Source organism: Amycolatopsis sp. CA-161197, from assembly GCF_050942255.1.
Taxonomy (GTDB): Bacteria; Actinomycetota; Actinomycetes; order Mycobacteriales; family Pseudonocardiaceae; genus Amycolatopsis.
On the sequence record NZ_CP192059.1, the window covers coordinates 4,325,694 to 4,346,835 of the forward strand.

The 21,142-nt window shown below is 70.2% G+C and carries 17 protein-coding genes; 8 read left to right on the forward strand and 9 right to left on the reverse strand.

Going from position 1 to position 21,142, the window contains the following annotated elements:
- Positions 1–16 precede the first annotated feature (16 nt).
- From ACQPXB_RS20710 to ACQPXB_RS20725, 4 genes are all read right to left on the reverse strand, one after another.
- Positions 17–2,140 (reverse strand): LuxR C-terminal-related transcriptional regulator, encoded by a 2,124-nt coding sequence (locus ACQPXB_RS20710; protein WP_432854667.1) that lies wholly within the window; start codon positions 2,138–2,140, stop codon positions 17–19.
- Positions 2,137–2,697: a flavin reductase family protein gene (locus ACQPXB_RS20715; RefSeq protein ID WP_432854670.1), complete on the reverse strand. Its 561-nt coding sequence runs from the start codon at positions 2,695–2,697 to the stop codon at positions 2,137–2,139. Before ACQPXB_RS20715 ends, ACQPXB_RS20710 begins: the two co-directional genes overlap by 4 nt.
- 84 nt (positions 2,698–2,781) lie before the next feature.
- Positions 2,782–5,700 (reverse strand): BTAD domain-containing putative transcriptional regulator, encoded by a 2,919-nt coding sequence (locus ACQPXB_RS20720; protein ID WP_432854673.1) that lies wholly within the window; start codon positions 5,698–5,700, stop codon positions 2,782–2,784.
- A 382-nt stretch (positions 5,701–6,082) separates the two neighbouring features.
- Positions 6,083–6,718, reverse strand: coding sequence for a dimethylsulfonioproprionate lyase family protein (locus ACQPXB_RS20725; RefSeq protein WP_432854676.1), 636 nt, complete (start codon positions 6,716–6,718; stop codon positions 6,083–6,085).
- Between the two features lie 173 nt (positions 6,719–6,891).
- Here ACQPXB_RS20725 and ACQPXB_RS20730 point away from each other — a divergent pair, with 173 nt between their 5' ends.
- Complete coding sequence (locus tag ACQPXB_RS20730) at positions 6,892–7,659, forward strand: IclR family transcriptional regulator (protein WP_432854679.1); 768 nt, start codon at positions 6,892–6,894, stop codon at positions 7,657–7,659.
- Between the two features lie 148 nt (positions 7,660–7,807).
- A complete protein-coding gene (locus tag ACQPXB_RS20735) occupies positions 7,808–8,503 on the forward strand; it encodes an alpha/beta hydrolase (RefSeq protein WP_432854682.1) in 696 nt (231 codons plus the stop codon).
- A gap of 58 nt (positions 8,504–8,561) precedes the next feature.
- Here ACQPXB_RS20735 and ACQPXB_RS20740 read toward each other — a convergent pair whose 3' ends face one another.
- The 3 genes from ACQPXB_RS20740 to ACQPXB_RS20750 form a co-directional block, all read right to left on the reverse strand.
- Positions 8,562–9,770: a cytochrome P450 gene (locus tag ACQPXB_RS20740; protein ID WP_386955657.1), complete on the reverse strand. Its 1,209-nt coding sequence runs from the start codon at positions 9,768–9,770 to the stop codon at positions 8,562–8,564.
- A gap of 20 nt (positions 9,771–9,790) precedes the next feature.
- Positions 9,791–10,750, reverse strand: a complete 960-nt coding sequence (locus ACQPXB_RS20745) for a PDR/VanB family oxidoreductase (protein WP_432854686.1) — start codon at positions 10,748–10,750, stop codon at positions 9,791–9,793.
- 136 nt (positions 10,751–10,886) lie between these two features.
- Positions 10,887–11,585, reverse strand: a complete 699-nt coding sequence (locus ACQPXB_RS20750; protein ID WP_432854689.1) for a response regulator transcription factor — start codon at positions 11,583–11,585, stop codon at positions 10,887–10,889.
- A 239-nt stretch (positions 11,586–11,824) separates the two neighbouring features.
- Here ACQPXB_RS20750 and ACQPXB_RS20755 point away from each other — a divergent pair, with 239 nt between their 5' ends.
- On the forward strand, positions 11,825–13,276 hold the full coding sequence (locus ACQPXB_RS20755) for an amidase family protein (protein ID WP_432854692.1): 1,452 nt from the start codon (positions 11,825–11,827) through the stop codon (positions 13,274–13,276).
- Between the two features lie 25 nt (positions 13,277–13,301).
- Here ACQPXB_RS20755 and ACQPXB_RS20760 read toward each other — a convergent pair whose 3' ends face one another.
- Positions 13,302–14,363, reverse strand: a complete 1,062-nt coding sequence (locus ACQPXB_RS20760) for a substrate-binding domain-containing protein (protein ID WP_432854695.1) — start codon at positions 14,361–14,363, stop codon at positions 13,302–13,304.
- A 193-nt stretch (positions 14,364–14,556) separates the two neighbouring features.
- On the opposite strand from ACQPXB_RS20760, the gene ACQPXB_RS20765 reads away from it, so the two are divergent.
- Positions 14,557–15,159: a hypothetical protein gene (locus ACQPXB_RS20765; RefSeq protein WP_432854698.1), complete on the forward strand. Its 603-nt coding sequence runs from the start codon at positions 14,557–14,559 to the stop codon at positions 15,157–15,159.
- Between the two features lie 26 nt (positions 15,160–15,185).
- Here the strand turns inward: ACQPXB_RS20765 and ilvD are convergent, their stop codons facing one another.
- Positions 15,186–17,078 (reverse strand): dihydroxy-acid dehydratase, encoded by a 1,893-nt coding sequence (ilvD, locus tag ACQPXB_RS20770; protein ID WP_432854700.1) that lies wholly within the window; start codon positions 17,076–17,078, stop codon positions 15,186–15,188.
- 208 nt (positions 17,079–17,286) lie between these two features.
- Between ilvD and ACQPXB_RS20775 the strand changes: the two genes are divergently transcribed.
- The 4 genes from ACQPXB_RS20775 to ACQPXB_RS20790 are packed head-to-tail and all read left to right on the forward strand — an operon-like array spanning position 17,287 to position 21,131.
- Entirely contained in the window at positions 17,287–17,790 is a 504-nt protein-coding gene (locus ACQPXB_RS20775; protein WP_386955663.1) for a MaoC/PaaZ C-terminal domain-containing protein, read from the forward strand.
- Entirely contained in the window at positions 17,787–19,061 is a 1,275-nt protein-coding gene (locus ACQPXB_RS20780; protein ID WP_432854703.1) for a CaiB/BaiF CoA transferase family protein, read from the forward strand. Before ACQPXB_RS20775 ends, ACQPXB_RS20780 begins: the two co-directional genes overlap by 4 nt.
- Positions 19,058–19,825 (forward strand): SDR family NAD(P)-dependent oxidoreductase, encoded by a 768-nt coding sequence (locus ACQPXB_RS20785; protein ID WP_432854706.1) that lies wholly within the window; start codon positions 19,058–19,060, stop codon positions 19,823–19,825. Before ACQPXB_RS20780 ends, ACQPXB_RS20785 begins: the two co-directional genes overlap by 4 nt.
- Before the next feature lie 49 nt (positions 19,826–19,874).
- Positions 19,875–21,131, forward strand: a complete 1,257-nt coding sequence (locus tag ACQPXB_RS20790; protein WP_366581875.1) for a CaiB/BaiF CoA transferase family protein — start codon at positions 19,875–19,877, stop codon at positions 21,129–21,131.
- Positions 21,132–21,142 lie beyond the last annotated feature (11 nt).

A 21,142-nucleotide genomic window follows, 5' to 3' on the forward strand; every position in this document is an offset into this window, starting at 1 on the left:
GTGAGGCCGGCGCCGGTCACGCCCCGCCGGTGGGCGTGGCGTGACCGGTGGCCGAACCGGCTGCGGCTCCCCGGCTGACGGCATCGGCGCGATCGTGGGCACCCAGCTTGCGGAACACCGACCGGACGTGGGTTTTCACGGTGTTGTGCGAGACGTGCAGTTCGGCGGCGATCTCGCGCAGGGTCAGCGGCCCGGACAGGGCACGCAGCACGGCGCGTTCCCGATCGGACAGCACGGCCGGGCGGAGATCCGGGACCCCGCAAGGCCATTGCTCCTCGAACAAGGCGGCCAGCACTGGGCCGTACCCGAGGCCGGCGAGCGCGGCGCGCGCCTGTGCGTGGGCTCGCCGCCGGTGCCGAGCGTCCCCGGAAGTGGACGTCGAGTGCGCGTGGAGGAGAGCCGAGAAGGCCTCCGCATGGGGAGCGGCGGGTACAAAAGCCGCCGTAGGGGGCGCAGTCCTGCCGCGGTCCGCGGCCGCCAGGCACGCCACCGCGACGACGGGAGCCGCACACTGCGTCGGATCGAGTTCGTGCAGAGCGGCCGCTTGCGTGGCCGAGGCGAGCGCGGCTGTGGTGTCGCCGGTGAGCAGCAACCCGGCGGTGCGCGCGTCCAGTGCCCGCACCGAGACATCCCGATAGCCGAGCCCGTCCGCGTCACGAGCCGTCACGGCGAGCTGGTCGACGACCCCGGCTGCCCGACCCTCCCACACCCCAGCGGTGCCGAGCGCGGCGTGAGCCATGAGCAACCACCAGGGCCGGGCTCCCGCCGGTCGGTGGGCGGTGATCACCCGCGTGGCGGCGCACTGCGCGGTGGCCAGATCGCCGCGTTGCAGGGCCAGCCACGCCCGCACGGCAAGCGCCGGGCCATCGTCCGGCCCGGCGAGCCGGGTCGCCGCGCGGGCGGGGCGCCCGCAGGCCAGCTCCGCCGCCGCGGCAATCGCGTGCGCCTCGGCGGGCATCGTCGGCGCCTCGTCGAGGCGTGCGAGCAGGGTCCGCGGGTGCGCCGCCGGCCACGTCTCGAGTGCTGTCCGGACAGCGACGTCGGGCAGCCCCGCCATACGGGCGTGCTCGTAGGCGGCGTCGGGATCGCCCTCCTGCCTTAGGCGTGTTACCGCGCGGGCGTGCAGAGCTGCGACGGCATCGGGTTGTTCCGCCGTCAGCACGGAGCTCAGCACGAGCCGCAGCACCGGGTGGCATCGCAGACCCGCCCCGGTGCGCCGCAGCAGCAGCGAGGACTCGGCCAGCGCGTTCAGCGTCTCGCCGGCAGCGGGCAGCGCCGTCACTTTCGCACAACGTTCGGGCGTCAGCTCCGCCAGCACGCTGCTGTACAGCAGGAGCCGGCGTTGGCGCGAGGTGACGCGTTCGAGCACCTCGGCGCGGAAGAAGTCCTCGACCGAGGGCACGGGATGGGGCAGGGCTGCGCCGGGCGGCTGGTTCCGCAGGGCCATGCCGGCCAGCCGCAGACCGGTCGCCCAGCCCGCGTACCCGTGCCGCAGCGCGGCCGCTTCCGCGCGGTCGACCGGGCGGCCGGCCGTGGCCGACAGCAGTTGCCGGGTCTCGGCCAGGTCGAGCCGCAAGTCCTCTTCGGTGAACTCGGCGAGGCGACCGGCCGCGCGAAGCGAGGCGATCGGCCCACTCGGCGGGCGCGCGGTGGCCAGCAGGACCCGGACTGTGTCGGGAGCCCGGCGGACGAACTCGTCCAGCGCGGCCCGGGTCACCGGGTGCTCGACGACGTCCAACCCGTCGAGCACGAGCGCCAAGGACCCGGTCGAAGCCAGAGCGTTGAGCAGCTCGGGGATGATCTCGGTGAACAGGGTCGGCTCGTCGTCGAGCAGTGCCGCCGGGGGAGCCGGGACGTCGGGGCAGTAGGGCCGTACCGATTCGAGCACCGCGGACCACACGCCCGCCGGGGTGTCGTCATGGCTGCTCAGGCTCACCCAGGCGCACCGCCGGGAGGCGACCCACTGGGCCAGCAGCACGGTTTTCCCGGCGCCGCGAGGCGCGGCCACCAGGATCACCGGTTCGCTGACCGCGTCCAGCCGGGCCAGCAGCCGCGCGCGGCGCACGTCGTCCGGGTGCGGGGGAGGTGGCCGCAGCCGGGTCCGGACGACGACGGCCGACCGCGTTCGGGGTGCGGTCACATCGCCGACGCGAAGTGCCAGCTCCCGGCCGTCCCGTTGGGGGTGGCCGGGCCGGCGAGACTGCCGAAAGCGCTGGCGAAGTACACCAGGGGGTTCGTGCCCGGGACATGATCGCACTTCAGCACGTCGCCCACCACGATCGTGTGGTCGCCGCCCGGCAGGGTATCCGCGACGGAGCAGACGAAGTGCGCGATCGCGTCGGTCAGAACCGGGACGTCACTGTCCGTCCGCAGCTTCATGCCGGCGAATTTGTCCTTGCGGCGGGTCGCGAAGTGCTTCGCGATGTGTTCGTGGTCTTCGCCGAGGACGTTGACGGCGAAATTGCCGGACTCGGTGATCGCCTTGCAGGTCGGAAGATTCGAGCCGATGCACACGAGCAGCTGCAGCGGGTCCATCGACAGTGAGGCCACCGCGCTCGCGGTCATCCCGGCGGGCCCGTCCGCGGTGCGGGTGGTGATCACGGCCACCCCCGTGCTGAACCGGGAAATGGCCTGGCGGAAACGGAAAACCCCATTCTCCGTATCAGCAGGAACGGCAAGATGCTTCACGCTGTCCATTGCTACCTCCAGGGGAGCACGCGGGTGACGTCGGCCGAAAACCAGCGTGCCACCGGGCCCGTTATCGCCCGCGAAATCGGTGCGTCAGCTCCGCAGCCGGGTGACCAGGCGGTGCACCTCCGCCGACGGCGGGACGGCCAGCTCTCGCATGGTCGCCACATAACGTTGGTACAGCGCGAGCACGTCGTCGTCGTTGCCGCTGGCCTGGGCCAGCGTGATCCGCAGCAGCCAGGCCTGCTCGCGGTACGGATCGAGGCGCAGCACTGTGTCCGCGTTGGCGACCGCCTCCCGATACCGGCCGAGCCGGAACGCGACCCGGGCGACGTCCAGCCGGGCCCGCAGGACGAGCTCGTCGAGTTCGGCGCGGCGCGCGTCCGCCCACGCCCCGGACAGGTCGCCGAGGTATCTGCCTCGCTCGGTCCGGGCCAGCGCCGCGGTCAACGTGTCCAGCCGGGCTTCCCCGTTCTGGTGGTCGGCCTGCGCGAACGCCTCCAGGACTTCGGCCGCGCTGCTGCTGACCAAGTCGGGACCGGGGAGGCGGAACCGGTCTTCCTGCACGACGGGCGACAGTTCGTCCGGCACCACCTCACGCAGGCGATACAGCGCCTGCCGCAAGTAGCTGCGCCCGGCCGCTTCGTTGTTCGAGTCGAACAGTGCGCCGAGCAGTTCCTGACGGCTGGCCTCGTGGCCGGGGCTGGCCAGGAGGTAGGCGAGCAGCTCGATGCTCTTGCGCAGCCGGGGCGTCACCGGCGAGCCGTCCACCCGCAGCTCCGGCTCACCCAGATCCTCGAGCACCAGCCTCGGCGCCCGGCCGGCCGCGGTGATCCGGCGCCCGTTCGCGAGCGACGCGGTCAGCTCGTGCCAGTGCGACAGCCGGTCCGATTCGGTGTCCGCGCCGCGTACGGCCACGGCCGGTACGTCCGCCAGTGCGTTGAGCAGCAGATGCACCGAACCCCGTTCCTCCGCAATACCGATCGCCAGTGCCGCCGACTCGTCGGAGGCATCCTCCGCGCCCATCCGCCACTGGACTTCGGCCAGGTAACACGCCACAGTCGGGATCTCGAGCATGCGGTCTGCGGCGCGCATGCTCCGCAGACTCCGTTGCAGCACGTCGCTGGCCTCGGTGTCACGGTGGCGCAGCAGGAACGCGAGCCCTCGCCAGAGCAAGGCCAGCTCGCGGGTGAACGCGTGCCGGTGTGAGCCGCTCGTCTCCGCCTCGTCCAGCGCGCGATGCGCGGCTTCCGGATCGTGATGAAGGCGCAGGCACAACTTCGCCTCCATCAGGTGCAGCAGCACCCGGTAGATCTGGGATCCGGTCGCCGCCACGAGTTCGTGGCCGCGCTGCAGGGCCTGCCACGCGTCCTCGGCGCGCCCGAGGTCGATCATGAGCTCCACGGCGTCGAGCGCGTGCAGCCACAGGGGCTGAGGTGCTTCGCGGTGCGCCTCGTAGCGCGCCATCGCCTGTTCGATCCGCCCCGTCGCGCGGAGGCCGGCGATGACCCACGGCGCACCGAGAACGCTGCGCCACGGGCCGTGTGTTCCGGGGTCGTCCAGGCCGGCCAGCCGCCCGCGCATGAAGGCCAGCCGCATCAGCATCCCGTCCAGCGGTCCCGACGGGGTGGTCGCGAACGCCGGGAACGGGGGAGGGGGTTCGTCGCGGCTCAGTGCGAGCACGGTCAAGGCGATGTCCCTGGCTCGCCCCGGTGACATCACCTCGGCTACTTGCCCGGCATCGGCGATGCGGCCCGCGTGCCACAAACACCACACCAGCAGGACCAGGGCTTCCCCCGAGCCGTCGGCCGCCAGTTCGGTGATCCAGCCCCGGCCGTGCCGGTCGTAGAGCTCGACCGCCCGCCCGGCCTGTTCGAGGGCGAAGGCGACGCGCAGCACGATCCCGCCGATCGCAGGGCTGAGCGGACGCTCGGAGGCCTGCAGTTCGTCGAGCCACCGCGCCGCAGGCCTGAAGTCCATCCGCTCGATCAGCCGCGGCAGCAGTTCGGCCGCCAGTACCCACGCCTCGTCGACCGCACCGACGCCGAGCAGCGCGTCCACGGCCTCCTCCTGCTCGCCGCGGCGAACCAGCAGCCGCGCGTGCCGCAGGCGGACCCGCTTCAGCTCGCCAGGTTCCTGCTCGGCAAGGAGTTCGCGCAGGTGGTCGCGCAGCTGGGGGCTGACGATCAACGTCCGGTCGTCGGGCCAGGTCGCCGGAAGGTGACGGTGGCGCAGCGCCGCCATGATCCGGGGTGCGTCTTCGAGCCGGAGCGCGAGCGCGTCGTCGACGGTCACCTCGTCCAGCAGGCTGGTGTACACCAGGAACCGGCGCTCCTGTTCGGACAGTCCGGACAGGACGTGCGTGGAGAGGTAGTCACGAAGCCGGTGCGGCGCGTCGGCGAGGGTCCCATCGGCGAAGAGGATTCCCGCCACCCACCCGCCGGTGACGCGAATGGCCTCAGCCGCGTCCGACGCCGATCGCCCGGCCAGGCGCAACGCTTCCGCGGCCTCGTCGAGATCGAAGGCGAGGTCCGAACCAGTGAGCTCGGCGATCCGGCCCAGTTCTCCGGTCGAACCGGTGTCCAGCGGCAAGGCCGTCCGGGAAATGAGGATGACCCCGACGTCCGCGGGCGCGTACCGGGCGAGTGCGGACAGCACGGCGAGCGCCTCGTCACTGCCGCAGACCCGCTCGGCGTTGTCGCAGACGAGCACGATTCCGGTGCCGTGCAAGCTCTCGGCGAGCAGCCCCGCCGCCTCACCGACCAGGATCCCGGCGGCAAGCGCGTCGGTCGCCGCGCCACTCGCCTCGGGGGCGTGCGGCGTGACCGCCGCCTCGAGGTACAACAAAAAGCGTCCCGCAGCCGATTCCGTACCGTCGAGCGACAGCCACGCCACCGGCCGGTCGAGGTCCCGCAACGCCAGGGCAACAGCCGTGGTCTTGCCCGACCCCGCTGCCGCATACACGGTCAGCACGTTCGCCCGCTCGAGCAGCGCGCGGACGCGGGCGGTCACCCGCTCCCGCCGGACCAGACGATCACCGAGAACCGGGGCCGCCAGCTTCCGCCGGATGACGGTACGCCGCGACCCACCGCCATCGGCCGGCGCCACGCGACGCACCTCCCCATGCTGTGTTGCTGAGCCGTGTGGATCTTCCACGGTCAAGTGTCCCCTCGCCGGCACAGGTCAGCAACGTGCGATTTCGCCTGGATTAACAGGCCTGGCGTCCGCTCAGCTCCGGTGCAGGAAACCCACCTCGCCGTCCCTCCTTGAGCAGCGCTACCGAACGGGGTCGACGAGCTGTCGCACTGCGGAGGGGAGGGTTGAGCCCTCGGGCATCGCCTCCATCAGCGTCTCGTTCGCGTCATCGCACCCCGTTCCGCGTTGATGCCGGGGTTCAGCCGGGTGGGTTGATGAGGCGGGCCGGTGTGTGGAGGTCGCCGCGCCAGAGGTAGAGCGCCAGGAGGGGGATGGCGTCGGTGTGGATGGCGTGCGGTCGGGTGGGGGTGTGGTGCAGGACTGTGCCGGGTTCGCGTGCGACGTAGGGGGATTCGTCGGTGGACCAGCGGGCCCTGGTGAGCGGTACGTAGACCTCGTCGGCTGGATGCCAGTGAGGCGGGTAGTGCAGGTGGGGGCCGAGCAGCAGGACGCCGAGCGTGAGCAGGCCGGCGGGGTCTACGGCGACGGGTAGCGCGGCTGCGGAACCCAGCAGGGTGCAGTGCGCGTAGCCGGGCAGGAAGTGTTCGTGGGGTGGATTGCTCACGTAGGTGCTGGTCTGCGTCCACCGCGCGGACGTCAGCGCCTGCACCAGTCCGGTCACGTCGTTCGCCCGCGCGATGCGGAGGGCCTTCGGCAGGTGGCGCAGGGCGGGCAGGGCGGCGCTCGGTGCTGCCGGCGTGACCGGCGCGGTCGGGTGCGCGTTGCGCAGGTCGGCCGCGTGCTCGGGCAGGCCTTCGCTCGCCAGCCGCCGGGCCAGGTCGGTGACGAGCGCTGTCACCGCGGCAGTCGCCGGTGTGGAGCTTCCTGCGGTCACCGCGATCATCTCCCTGCGGTCGCTGCGACGATCCGGACGGGATCATCGAAGCTGAAGCCTGGTCCGTGCCCAAACGCCAGGCCGTGCATGTCGCAGCTTTCGCTCGGACGAGGCGCGGCAGGGGGTGCCGCCGGTTTCCTTCGTCTTCGCCGTCCCTGTGCGAGACTGGCGCAATGCCTCGTGTCAGCACGGGTGAGTCGGTTCTGGCGCGGGCCGTGCGGATCTTCGATGTCTTCACCGCGGCGCAGCGTGCGGTGACGATCACGGACATCGCGCGCCGCGCCGGGCTGCACGTCGCCACGGCGTCGCGGCTGGTCGCCGAGCTGGTCGAGCACGGCCTGCTCGTCAGAACCCCCGACGGCCGGGTGCAGATCGGCATCAGGATGTGGGAACTGGCCCAGCGCGCATCGCCCACGCTGTCGCTGCGGGAAGCCGCGATGCCGTTCCTGGAAGATGTCCACGACATCGTCGGGCACCACGTGCAGCTCGGTGTGCTCGACGGCACCGAGGTGCTGTTCATCGAGCGGCTCTCGGCGCGGGGCGGCGTCATCAACTTCACCCAGATCGCCGGGCGGCTCCCGGTGCACGCTTCCTCGTCCGGCCTGGTGCTGCTCGCATTCGCGCCGGGCGAACTGCAGGAACGAGTCCTGACCGGAGCGCTGAAGCAGTTCACCACCCACACGATCACCCGGCCGGGGCGCCTGCGGACCGTGCTGGCCGGCATCCGCAGAGACGGCTACGTCATCACCAACGGACACCTTCATCCCGACGCGACCGGGACAGCCGTGCCGATCAGCCACGACGGCACCGTCGTGGCCGCCCTCTCGGCGATCGTCCCGAACAACAGGCAAGCCAACGCGGTCGTCCCCGTCCTGCGCACCGCCGCGCGAGGCATCACCCGCGCGCTGAACGGACCGAGCGCCGACAGTTCGCATCCGTAGTATCAATCATTGAGAACGTCCTTCTCCTGAACGCAGGCAATCCGCATCCTCGGAGACACCCGATTCCGGGGGAGGACACGGTGATCTCGGCCGCCGCGACGTGCGGCCCGCGTGTGCTTCCGCGCCGTCCAAGACTCAAGGAGGAGTTATGGCACAGCGGTTGGTACTGGTTCCTGGCGCATGGCACGGCGCGTGGGCGTGGGAGCCGATCCTGCCCGCGCTGCGCGCCCGCGGGTTCGACCCGGTGACGGTCGAACTGCCCAGCACCAAGGGAGCCGGCGACCTGCGCGATGATGCCGGCGCGGTGCGCGCGGCGGTGCGGGGATCGACCGAGCCGACAGTGGTGGTGGCGCACTCCTACGCAGGCATCCCGACGTCCGAGGCCACCGCGGGCCTGGCCCACGTCACGCGATTGGTGTACGTCTGTGCCTTCATGCTGGACACCGGCCAGTCCCTCACGGGTGTGCTCGGTGGCGCAATTCCGCCGTGGTGGGACGTCGATGACGAAGCGGGCCTGATCACCGTGAACGACGCGCGAACCGCGTTCTACGGTGACGTCGACGAAGAGCTGGCCACGCAGTGGTCGGCACGTCTCGGCGCGCAGACCACCGCGTCGTTCCAGCAGCCGCAACTGGCGTCCGGCTGGCACACCATCCCCAGCACCTACGTGGTGTGCAACCAGGACGGCGCGATTCCGCTCGAAGCCCAGCGCGGCATGGCGCAGCAGGCCGACCACGTCGTGGAACTCGACTCGGCCCACTCGCCCTTCGCCTCGCGCATCGAGGAGCTCGCCGACGCCGTCGCCGCCGTACCCGCTGCGAAGCAACCCCAGGTCACGCGCTGACGCACCACCTGGCCGGAGCGGCGTCCTCGTCGCCCCGGCCAGGTCACGTCGGCTCAGCTCACCGTGCGGGCCGTACCCGGACCGGCAGCGATTCCCACGCGCGCAACGTGTTGTTGTGGTGGCGTCTCGTCGCGCCGGCCAACTCGATGGTCTCCACCCGCCGCGCCAGCGCCACGAGCAGAGCCTCGGCTTCCAGCCGCGCGATGTGCTGGCCCACGCACTGGTGCAGTCCCATGCCGAATCCGACGTGCGCCGACGGGTCGCGCGACAGGTCGAAGGCGTCCGGATTCTCCCAGCGGCGGGGATCGCGGTTGGCCGCGCCGAGGAACATCAAGATCTTGCGACCGTCCGGCACCGTTTTCCCGCCGATCTCGATGTCGGTGGTGGCGGTGCGGAAAAAGGTTTGCACCGGCGATTCCCACCGCACGGCCTCGTCGAACGCGACCCGCGCCAGCGTCGGTTCCCGGCGCAGCCGCTGCCATTGATCGGGGTGCGTCGCGAAGGCGTAGAGGACGGCGGCCAGGCCGTGCACCGTCGTGTCCACCCCTGCGGAGAGCAGGCTGCGCACGACGAGCGGGGCCTGCTCGAAGGTGATGTCGCCGCGGTCGGCGGCGGCCCAGATGTCGGCACCGAACCCGGTCGGGGCCAGCACGTCCCTCGCGCACTGCGCGTTGACCCAGCCGGACAGCTCGGCGACCCGCCCGTTGCCCTGTTCGACCAGATCGTTGGGCGGCCCGAAGGCGTTGAACAGGTGATCGCCGTAGGGCAGGAGGTTCTCCCTGCCCTCCTGGGGAATACCCACCGCGTCCGGGAACACCCGAAGCGGGAACGCCGCGGCGAGGTCTCGTGCCGCGTCGAACTCCGTCTCGGCCAGCACCTGCGCGACGAGCCGGTCGGCATCGGCCATCCAGTGCTCGCGCAGTTTGCGCAGCGCGAGTGGCCCGAGGATCTTCGACAGCACCGCACGGGGTGCGTCGTGCCGGGGTGGATCGGCCTCGAGCAGCAGGCTCGGCGGGCGCCACGGCTTCTCGAACCGGAAGTTGCTCAGGCCGACACCCGCGCCGGACTGGAAGCTCTGCCAGTCGATCAGCGCCGCGTGCACCTGCTCGTACCGGCCCATTGCGAACACGTCGTAGCGGCTGAGGTGGACCAGCGGCCCGGCATCGCGCAGTTCCGCCTGAAATCCGGTCGGATCCTCCAGCACCTCGTGCGAGAAGGGATCCACCGCCGAGGTCGGCAGGTCCGAGGGGGTCAGTGTGGTGGTCATGGCTTCCTCCGGGTGAGCGATCACAGGTCCAGGACAAGCCGGTCGGAACACGAGCGGGACACGCACACGAACATGCAGTCGCCCGCCGCGCGCTCGTCGTCGTCCAGCAGGGAGTCGCGGTGATCCGGCAGCCCGGCCAGCACGGTCGTCGCGCACGTGCCGCAAGTGCCTTGCCGGCAGGACGACAGCAGCTGGATTCCGACGTCGTTGATGGCCTGCAACACCGTCTGTCCCGGTGACACCTGCACGGTCTTGCCCGACCTGCGCAGCTCGACGTCGAACGGTTCGTCCCGCACCGGGGCCGGCTGCTCCTTGGGGACGAAACGCTCGGTGCGCAGCTGTCCGGCCGGGTAGCTCGCACACGAGCGCTCGACGGCGGCCAGCAACGGTTCCGGGCCACAGCAGTAGACCTTCGCCTGCGAACCGGCTTCCGGCAGCCACGCCGGCAAGTCGAGCAAGCCTTGCTCGTCCTGTGGCACCACGGTGACCTTGTCGCCGTACGGGACGAGCTCGTCCACGAACCCCATGGTGGTGCGCGACCGGCCGCCGTAGAGCAGCCGCCAGTCCGCCCCGAGCAGCTCCGCCTGGTGAACCATCGGCAGCAACGGCGTGATGCCGATCCCGCCCGCGACGAACAGGTATCGCGGGGCCGGAACGAGCCGGAAGTTGTTCCGGGGCCCGCCGACCGCTACCCGGTCACCCGTGCGCAACCGATCGTGCACATACGACGAGCCGCCCCGGCTCCGCGGCTCACGCAGCACCCCGACCCGATAGCTGCAGGCGTCCCAGCGATCCCCGCACAGGGAGTACTGGCGGGTGATGCCGTTCGGCAGCACGAGATCGATGTGCGCGCCCGGTGCCCAGTCGGGTAGTCGCCGATCGCGCGGGTGCCGCAACGTCAGCTCGGTGACGCCGGCGGCCACGTCGCGCTTGTCCGCCACCACCAGTTCGACCGTCGTGGCCGGGGAAGCCGCCATCATCGATGCACCTCGCTCGTCATCGGCTGTACGACGAGGATGCGGCCGCGGCTCACGTAGCCTGAAGGTGATTCTCAATCATTGAGACGATACTCATCGGCACCGAGCTACATGCCGCGCCCGGTCGCCCTACGGCGCTTCAGCCGGTACGGGGCTGCGGTTCGGAGGCGACCAGACCCAGCCGGACCGCACGGACGGAGGCCTGCACGCGGTTGGTGGCGCCGAGCTTGCGGAGAATGCGTTCGACGTGGGTGGCGATGGTCCGGCGGCTCACCCACAATTCGGCGGCGATCTCGTTGTTGTTCATTCCGGCGCAGATGAGGGCGAGAACGTCGAGTTCGCGCGGGGAGAGGGAAGTGGCGAGCCGCATCCGATGGGCTGCGGTGAGCGGGACGAGCGTACGACGGGCCATTCCCAGTGCCGCGAGGTTCGCGGGTGTCACCACTGATTCGTCGAGGCTGAGATGGAACGAACCGAGAATCCTCCCGGGCCCGCCGTCGAGGACCATCGAGGCTCCTTGCCGGAATCCGGCCGGTACGAGGAACTCCGCGGCGATTTCGCTGTGCCGGAACCCGGCCAGGGTGTCCCAGTGGAAGATCTCCCCGGGATTGGCGGCCACGATCTGGAAGGTCGGGCTGGGGGCGAGAAAATCGCTCACGACGTAGGACACCAGTTCCGGAGCGTATCCGCGATTCACGACTGCGGCGTGTCGATGCTTGATCACGTCATAAACGGTGATCATCGCGCCGGTGTAGGGGACCTGCACGCGCAGTGGATCGAGGAAATCGTCCAGAAGCCTGGCGGGGGACGTGTCCGTCTCCGGATAGTGCTCGCTCATCGCGAACCTCCTCCGCTTCATCGCGAACGTCCTCCGTTGTCGGGGCAGGCTACACGGCCTACGGCGGTCGAGACGGTGTTCGAGTCGCCGGACCGGGCCGCCGAGAGCGCGGGCCGGCAGCAGGCGCGAAGTTCGGTCAGCCGACCGATACCGGCCCCGCCACGACCGCCCTAGCGTCGCCGATCAGAGTTCCGGGAAGCGATCCCCGCAAAGCCCGGACCGGCAGACGGAGGACCCCGATGACCGCGACGACCCCGGCAACTGCGGACGGCGACACCGCCGATCTCTGGCGCTGGTCCGCCGGCCGGATTGCCCACGGGATTGCCACGCGACAGATCTCGGCCCGCGAGGCGGTGCAGAGCTGCCTGGACCGGATCGGCGCGGTCAATCCCGAGCTGAACGCGCTGGTCGAGGTGAGCCACGCCGAGGCACTCGATGCCGCGGACGAGGCCGACCGTCGCACCGTCGCCGGAGACGAGCTCGGCCCCCTCCACGGCGTCCCCGTGGCCATCAAGGTCAACTCCGACCAGGCCGGGCACGCCACCACCGACGGGGTCGTGGCATTCCGGGACAACCTCGCGACCGTCGACAGCCCGCACGTGGCCAACCTCCGACGCGCCGGGGCGATCTTCGTCGGACGCAGCAACACCCCGGCCTTCTCCTTTCGCTGGTTCACGGACAACGATCTGCACGGACGCACCCTGAACCCGTGGAGCAGCGCACACACGCCCGGCGGATCGAGTGGCGGCGCGGGTTCCGCGGTCGCGTCCGGCATGGTTCCCGTCGCCCACGGCAACGACGTCGGTGGTTCCATCCGGTATCCGGCGTACGTGTGCGGCGTGGTCGGATTGCGCCCCACGGTGGGGAAGGTGGCCGGTCTCTACGGTCCCCCCGACGCGGATGCCGCTCTCTCGATGCAGTCGATGCTGGTGCAGGGGCCACTGGCGCGGACGGTCGACGACGTCCGCCTGGCACTGCGTGGCCTTGCCGGCGCGGACCCCCGTGATCCCTTCCACGTTCCGGGTGCCCCGGTGGCGCCGCCGACGGCGAATCCGTTGCGCGTCGCGCTGATCCGTGATCACGGCGTCGCGACTCCGACGGCGGCTGTCAACAGCGCGCTCGACAGGGCCGCCGACTGGCTTCGTGACGCGGGCTACGTCGTCGAGGAGACCGAGCTGCCCGTTCTGGCCGAGGCCTACCGGCTCTGGTACCTGCTGTGCATGGAAGAGTTCCGGCAGATCATGCCCCTGGTCGAGGAGGTCGGTGATGAGGGGATGAAGAAGGCCGCCGCCGGCTTGTACGCCGGCGCCGCTGCCTGGTGGGGACAGCAGCCCAGCCTCACCGACTACATGAACGGCTACGCGAGGCGGGGCACGCTCGTCCGCGCGCTCGCCGAGTTCCTCGAGCGGTATCCGACGGTTCTCCTCCCCGTCTCGGCCGAGCAGGCGTTCGAGCACGACACCGACATCGCGAGCGTCGACAGCATGCGACGCGTGATGGCCGCACAGTCCTCGATGGTGGCGATCCCCCTCCTCGGATTCCCCGCGGTTTCGGTGCCGACCGGCGTCGTCGAGGGCCTGCCCACCGGCGTCCAGCTCCTGGGAAGACGCTTCGACGAAGAGGGCATTCTGGATGCTGCGGCCGTGATCGAGGCCCGGGCCGGTACCTGCACGCCGATCGACCCACGCTGAGGCCACGGATGTCGGGCGCGGATCGTCAGATGCTGGCCAGGATGTCGAAGCCCGTGTGGTCCGCGGTCGCCAGATACACCGTCTGCTCGGTCCGTTGAGGATCGACCAGGATGTTCCCGCGGGGGCCGCGGTAGCGGGAATGCTCGGCGGTCGCGTGCAACTGGTCGACGTCGCCGGAGCCGGTTCGGTTCACCAGCTCGGCCAGCATCCACAGTCCTTCGTAGCAGGATTCGCCGGGCGCGTTGAGCACCGGAGCCTCGGGACCGAACCGGCGGACGTACCGGGCTCCGAACTGGAGGCTCTCGGCCGTGGGCAACGTTTCGAAGTAACCTGAGGCGACAAAAATGTCCTGCGCCGACGAGGCACCTATCGCCTGAAGCATGTTCTCGTCCATGAGTGTGGAGAACCGGGCGCATTGGTCGTGCAGGCCGCGTCGGGCGAACTGCCGATTGAACTCGACCGCGTCGTGCCCGACCAGGAACATCAGCACCCCGTCGCAGGCACTGCGCTCGATCTGCCGCAGGACGGCGTCGAAGGCCGACGTACCGAGGTCCACGAACGCGGCGCCGTCGATCCGCACCTTGTCCTGGTCGTGGAGGAACTGCCGGGTGAGTGCCGTGGAGCGGTGCGGCCAGGCGTAGTCGTTGCCGATCACGAACCATCGCCGCACGCCGATCTCGTCGGCCATCCAGGTCAGGGCGGGAAGCAGCTGGATTTCGGGGGTCTCACCGATCGCGAACACCCCGGGCGTCGACTCACCGCCTTCATAGAGTGCGGTGTAGACATACGGAACCCGCCCGCGTATCCGGGGAGCCAGCCGCTGGCGCACCGCGGAGAGATGCCAACCCACCACGGCGTCCATCTGTCCGGCGCTGATCAGCCGATCCACATCGGACGCGACCCGATCCACCTCCGCCCCGCCGTCGACGATCCGCAGCTGCACCGGACGAGCGAGGACCCCGCCCGCACTGTTGATCTCCTCGACCGCCAGCCGGGCACACAGCACGCAGGACGCCCCGTAGATCCCCGCCGGCCCCTGCAACGGGACGACCAGCCCCACCCTGAAAGGCGCGTGGCGCTCGGACATCACGGCCCCGCTCCCGGACCGACACATCCCGCCGCAACGCCCATGACGGCTCGAACCGTGGCGACGGTGGCGATATTCCCGCAGGCCCCCAACCCGCTGAACGGGACAACCGGATCGAATCGCCCGAGATCCACGCGAACCCGACCGGGCGAAACGCCGGGCGTCCCGGTTCACTCGCCGTTACCATTCGCCCATGATCTGGGTGCGCACGGTGCTGGCCACGCTGGTGCTGGCCGCGGTGACCTGGCTCGGTGTCGTGCTGGACGTGTTCCACCGTAGCGGCGGCACTCTGCTGATCTGGATCAGCGCCGCCTTGATCCTCGTGATCCCGGCGATCCTCGCCCGTGACGGGGTGTTCATCCTGCTGAGCGTCTTCGTCGCCGGCATACACATCGTGATGATCTTCATGGCCGGACTCGCCGCCGTCGACGGGCTGATCTTGGAGACGCGCGGCGTGCACGTGCGGGCGACCGCAACCGGCTACACCGACCACTGGACCGCCGAACAGTTCACGCCACCGAGCAGGTACACGCGCAACGCCCTGGCCGTCGTCACGCCCGACGGGCAGCACGGCATCGTGGCCGTGAACGGCGACAAGCCAGGCTCGGTTGTCGAAGTAATCGCCGACCCCGCAGCGGCAGTGGACCTGCATCGACCCGATGAGGTCGACTTCATCGTCGGCCTCGTGATCGGACTCGTCGATTTCTTGATGATCTTCGGGTGGGTCTACTGGGCGAGCCGGTCGCGGTCCAGACGCCGCCGCTCGTCCACCGAGGTACCGGCGGCCGCGGAGTAACGGTCCTGCGGCGCGGCCGTCGGTGATCAGGGTTGCCGTGCCGGGGAGTGCGCCTCGGCGGAGCGTGACCGCGCGGGGCTGGGGATGCGGCGCACCGCGCCGGTGTCGGCGGAGGTTGCCATGGCGGCGTAGGCGTGCAGGGCGTTCGAGACCGGACGGTCGCGATCCTGAGGAGTCCACGGTCGCTCCGATGCGTCCATCTTGGCGCGGCGTTCGGCCAGGACTTCGGCGGGGACGTCGAGTTCGAGGCGGCGCTCGCGGACGTCGATGATGATCCGGTCGCCGTTTTCGACGAGGCCGATGGTGCCGGCCGCGGCGGCTTCGGGCGCGACGTGTCCCACGGAGATTCCGCTGGAGGCGCCGGAGAAGCGGCCGTCGGTGACCAGCGCGCACCGGGCGCCGAGGCCGGTGCCTTTGAGGAACGCCGTGGGGTGGAGCATTTCCTGCATCCCGGGGCCGCCGGAGGGGCCCTCGTACCGGACGACCAGCACGTCGCCGGGTTTGATCGTCTTGGTGAGGATGACCGACACCGCCTCCTCCTGGCTTTCGACGACCAGCGCGGGGCCTTCGAAATGAAACACACCTTCGGGAACGCCCGCGGTTTTGATGATGGCGCCGTTCTGGGCGAGGTTGCCGCGCAGCACCGCGAGGCCACCGTCCTTCGTGTACGCGTGCTCGAGGTCGCGGATGCAGCCGCCGGTGGCGTCGGTGTCGAGTGAGGACCAGCGGTTGTCCGTGGAGAACGCTTGTGTGGTGCGGACACCGCCCGGCGCCGCGTGGTAGAGCTCGACGGCCGCGGCCGACGGCGAGGTGGCGCGAATGTCCCAAGTGGACAGCCAGTCCGACAGCGACGCGGCGTGGACCGTGTGCACGTTCTCGCGGAGCAGCCCGGCCCGCCAGAGCTCGCCGAGGATGGCGGGGATGCCGCCGGCGCGGTGGACGTCTTCCATGTGGTAGTCGGAGTTCGGTGCGACCTTTGACAGGCAGGGCACGCGGCGGCCGATGGCGTCGATGTCGCTGATGGTGAAGTCGACCTCGCCTTCCTGGGCGGCGGCGAGGATGTGCAGCACGGTGTTGGTCGAGCCGCCCATGGCCATGTCCAGCGCCATCGCGTTCTCGAAGGCCTCGCGGGTGGCGATCGAGCGCGGCAGCGCGGAGGCGTCGTCCTCGCCGTACCAGCGCTTGCACAGCGCCATCACCGTGCGGCCGGCCTCCTGGAAAAGCTCTCGACGGGCACGATGGGTGGCCAGCGTGGAACCGTTGCCGGGCAGCGACAGTCCCAAAGCTTCGGTGAGGCAGTTCATGGAGTTCGCGGTGAACATGCCCGAGCACGAACCACACGTCGGGCACGCGACCTCTTCGACGGCCGTGAGCGCGTTGTCGTCCACGTCCTTCGAGGCCGACGCGGCGATTGCCGTCAGGAGGTCGGTCGGGGCCTGGGCGACGCCGCCAACGACCACGGCCTTGCCGGCTTCCATCGGTCCGCCGGAGACGAACACGGTGGGGATGTTCAGGCGCATGGCGGCGTTGAGCATGCCGGGTGTGATCTTGTCGCAGTTGGAGATGCAGACGAGGGCGTCGGCCTGGTGCGCGTTGACCATGTATTCCACGGAGTCCGCGATGATCTCGCGTGAGGGCAGCGAGTAGAGCATGCCCGAGTGGCCCATCGCGATGCCGTCGTCGACGGCGATCGTGTGGAACTCGCGTGCGATGCCACCGGCTTCCTTCACGGCCTCGGCGACGATCTCGCCGAGGTCCTTGAGGTGGACGTGGCCGGGCACGAACTGGGTGTAGGAGTTGGCGATCGCGACGATCGGCTTGCCGAAGTCGCTGTCGGTCATCCCGGTCGCGCGCCAGAGCGAGCGCGCGCCCGCCGCGTTGCGGCCGTGGGTGGTGGTCCGGGAACGAAGAGTCGCCATCGCCGTCCTTCTCCAGAAGTGCTTCGGGTGACTCGACTCTGACCGGTGACATCCAGGCATGCAACGCACTGGTTCGAGGGAATTCTTGCGACGTTGGCAACAGTGGCCGCACAAGACTCAACAGATGAAGGCGGCAGATGAATTGATGCCCGCCGTCACCTCGCCTTAGCGTCACGGCAACCCCCAGGGCGCGAGGAAAGGAAACACCGTGGCAGCACGTGGTCTCACCTGGAGCCAGCTCTACGTCGGCCAGGAGTTCGAATCGGCGACCCGGACCATCACCGAAGGCGACGTCGTCACCTTCGCCGGCACGACCGGCGACTACTCCGAAGTCCACGTGAGCCGGGCCTACGCCGAGAAAACCGAGTTCGGCGAACGGATCGCCCACGGTTTGCTGGGCCTGTCCATGGCGCACGGGCTGATGCTGGGCGGTGGCCTGCTGTTCGGGACCGCCATCGCGTTCCTGGGAATCTCGGACTGGTCGTTCAAGGCCCCGATCCGGTTCGGGGACACCATCCACGTCCGCTTCGTGGTGGACGAGCTGCGCCGCCGGACCAAGCGCCCCGACCAGGGCGTGGTCACCTTCGCCGTGGAGCTGGTCAACCAGCACGGCCAGGTCGTCCAAAGTGGGCGCAAGGCGATCCTCCTGCACGCCGAACCGGAGGATGCGCTGCTTTCGACGGAGCACCAGGCCGTGGAACCCGCGCGATGAGCGGCGGCGCAGGACTGCGTGAGGTGTACGAGGGCGTGCGCGTTCTCGATTTCACCCAGCTGGAGCAGGGACCGTCGGGAACGCAGGTGCTCGCGGACTTCGGCGCCGAGGTCATCAAGATCGAGCGCCACGACATCGGCGAGATCGGCCGCGACCACAGCCCGCGGGTCAACGGCATGAGCCCGCACTGGGCCGCCAACAACCGCAACAAGCTCAGCCTCAGCCTCGACCTCAAGGCCCCGGGAGCGCGTGACGTCCTCGAACGCCTGGTCAAAACGGCGGACGTGGTCGCCAGCAACTTCCGGCCCGGGGTCATGGAGCGGCTCGGCCTCGGCTACGAGGACCTGCGCGCGATCAACCCGCGGATCATCTGCGCGTACGCCTCGGGTTACGGGCGCTCCGGCCCCTACGCCGAGCGTCGCGGGCAGGACCTGGCCGCGCAGGCCATGGGCGGGGTCCTGGCCCTGACCGGATCCGCAGACTCACCCACCGCGGCCGGCACGTACGCCATCGACTACGTCGCCGCGATGCATTTCGCCCAGGGCATCATGCTCGCGCTGGCCGCACGGGAGCGCACGGGGGAGGGGCAGGTCGTGGACTCGTGCCTGCTCAACTCCGCGGTGGCGCTGCACCTGCAGGAGGCCACGACCTACCTGAACACCGGGCGGGAGTACCCACGCCCGGCAGAAGGCATTGCACACAGCCACTCGACCGCCCTGTACGCGCGATACCGCACCGCCGACGACCGGTGGCTCGTGCTCGTGGGCGAGTACTTCGTGGACCAGCCGTGGCAACGGGTCTGCGACGCGCTCGGACTCACCGAACACCGCGACGACCCCCGCTTCGCCACAACGCGCGGGCTGGCCGAGCACGTCGAGGAAACCCACGCGCTGCTCCAGCACGCCTTCGACGGCCTGTCGCTCGACCAGGCCCTGAAAGCGCTGGAGGAGCAGGACCTCCTCGCCGCCCCGGTCAACGACTACCCGCACCTGTTCGAAGACCCGCAAGTCCTCCACAACGAGCTGGTCGTCACCGCCGAGCACCCGCACGCCGGCACCGTGAAGCTGGTCGGGCCGCCCGTGAAGCTCAGCGCCACCCCCGCTCGGGTGCGAAACGCCCCGCCGACCGTCGGGCAGGACAACGAGCAAGTCCTGGCCGGCCTCGGCTTCACCTCCACCGAAGTCGCCCGGCTTCAGGAAACCGGGGTCGTCGGGATCGAGAACCGGCGGCACCGTGAAACCGGTGTCGCGCACTGGGGGCCGGCCGAATGAACGGGACTCTTTTCGCCGGCCGCCGGGTGCTCGTCACGGGCGCCGGCCGTGGCATCGGGCTGGCCACCGCCCGTCGCTTCGCGAGCTTCGGTGCCGACGTGCTCATCGCCGACATCGACGCAGACCTGGCCTCGGCGGCCGCGCAGGGCATCCGCGCGGACGGCGGCCGAGCCGAGGCGTTCCCCCTGGACGTGACGTCCGCGGAGGCGATGGCCACCGCGACCGACCGCGCGGGACACCTCGACGTCGTGGTCGCCAACGCCGGCATCCAGCTGTTCGGCCCGGCTTCGCAGCTGGACTCGCACGATTGGGACCGCGTACTGGAGGTCAACGGGCGCGGCACGCTGCTGACCCTCCAGCTCGCCGCGCGGTGCCTGGGCGAAGGCAGCGCCATCGTCGCCCTGGCGTCGATCCAGGGGTTCCTGCCCAACGCGCTGTCGGCGCACTACGCGGCGTCCAAGGCCGCCGTCGCGAGCCTGACCAAGTCGTTCGCCGCCGAGCTCGCGCCGCGGGGCATCCGCGTCAACGCCGTCGCCCCCGGCCGCATCGCCACCGGCATGTCGGACCACGCCGACGCCGAGATCGGCCGGCTGACCGGGCAGGACGCCGGCGTCGCGCTCGAACGCCGGATCAAGGACAACCCCCTGGGCCGGCTCGGCCGTCCCGAGGAAGTCGCGGCCGCGATCACCTTCCTGGCCTCACCGGACGCCTCCTACATCACCGGCGAGTGCCTGAAGGTGTGCGGCGGCGACTTGATGACCTGATCCGCACCACCGCCCGCACACCCGCCCGCACCGAAACCGAAGGGGAACCGTGACAGACGCCTTCGAGGGAATCCGGATCCTCGACTTCACCCAGCTGGAACAAGGCCCCTCGGCCACCCAGGTCCTCGCGGACTTCGGGGCCGAGGTCATCAAGATCGAGCGCATCGACGTGGGCGAGATCGGCCGCAACCAGCAGCCGCTGCTGGCCGCCGGGTTCAGCCCGCACTGGTCCGCCACCAACCGCAACAAGAAGAGCATCACCGTCGACGTGAAGAGCGACGCCGGGCGCGAGCTGATCCTCGGCCTCGCACGGGACGCCGACATCGTCGCCAGCAACTTCCGGCCGGGGGTCATGGACCGCCTGGGCCTGGGCTGGGAGCAGCTGTCCGCGGTCAACCCGCGGATCATCGTCGCCTACGCGACGGGCTACGGCCTGTCGGGGCCCTACGCGCACCGCCGCGGCCAGGACCTGGCCGCGCAAGCGGTCAGCGGGCTGATGGCGCTCACCGGCACCCAGGACACGGGCCCGGTGCCGACCGGCACGTTCATGATCGACTACCTCGCGTCCATGCAGTTCGCCCAGGGGATGATGATCGCCCTCGCCGCGCGGGAACGCACCGGCCGCGGCCAGGTCGTCGACTCCAACCTGCTCAACGCCGCGATCACGAGCCACCTGCAGGAAGCCGCGACCTACCTGAACACCGGACGGCGGTTCCCGAGGCCCACCGCCGGTGTGGCGCACCCGGGCAACACCGCGCTCTACGGTTACTACGAGGCGGCGGACGGCCTGTGGTTCACCCTGATCGGCGAGTACTTCGTCGATCACCCGTGGCAGCGCGCCGCCCGCGCGTGTGGACTGTCCGAAAAGGACGTCAACGACCCGCGCTTCCAGACCGTCGAAGGACTACTCGAACACACTCGCGAGACCTGGCAGCTGCTCGCCGAAGCCGTCGCCAAGTTCCCGCGCGAAGAGATCATGGCGCGCTTCGAAGCCGAGGACGTCCTCGTCGCCCCGGTGAACGACTACGACGACCTGTTCACCGATCCTCAGGTCGTGCACAACGAGCTGGTGATCGAAGGCGACGTCGACGGGGTGGGCCGGGTCAAGTGGATCGGCATGCCGATCACCCTTTCCGACACCCCGGCCCGGTTGCGCGCGGTCCCGCCGAAGATCGGCGAGCACAACGAAGAAGTCTTCACGGCGGCCGGCCTGGCCGAGGAGCGCATCGCGGCGCTGAAGAACGCGGGGGTGATCGGATCCGAATCGGATCGAGAGCGCGGGGGAAACGGGCCCCAGTGGTCCTGAGTTGTCCGTAG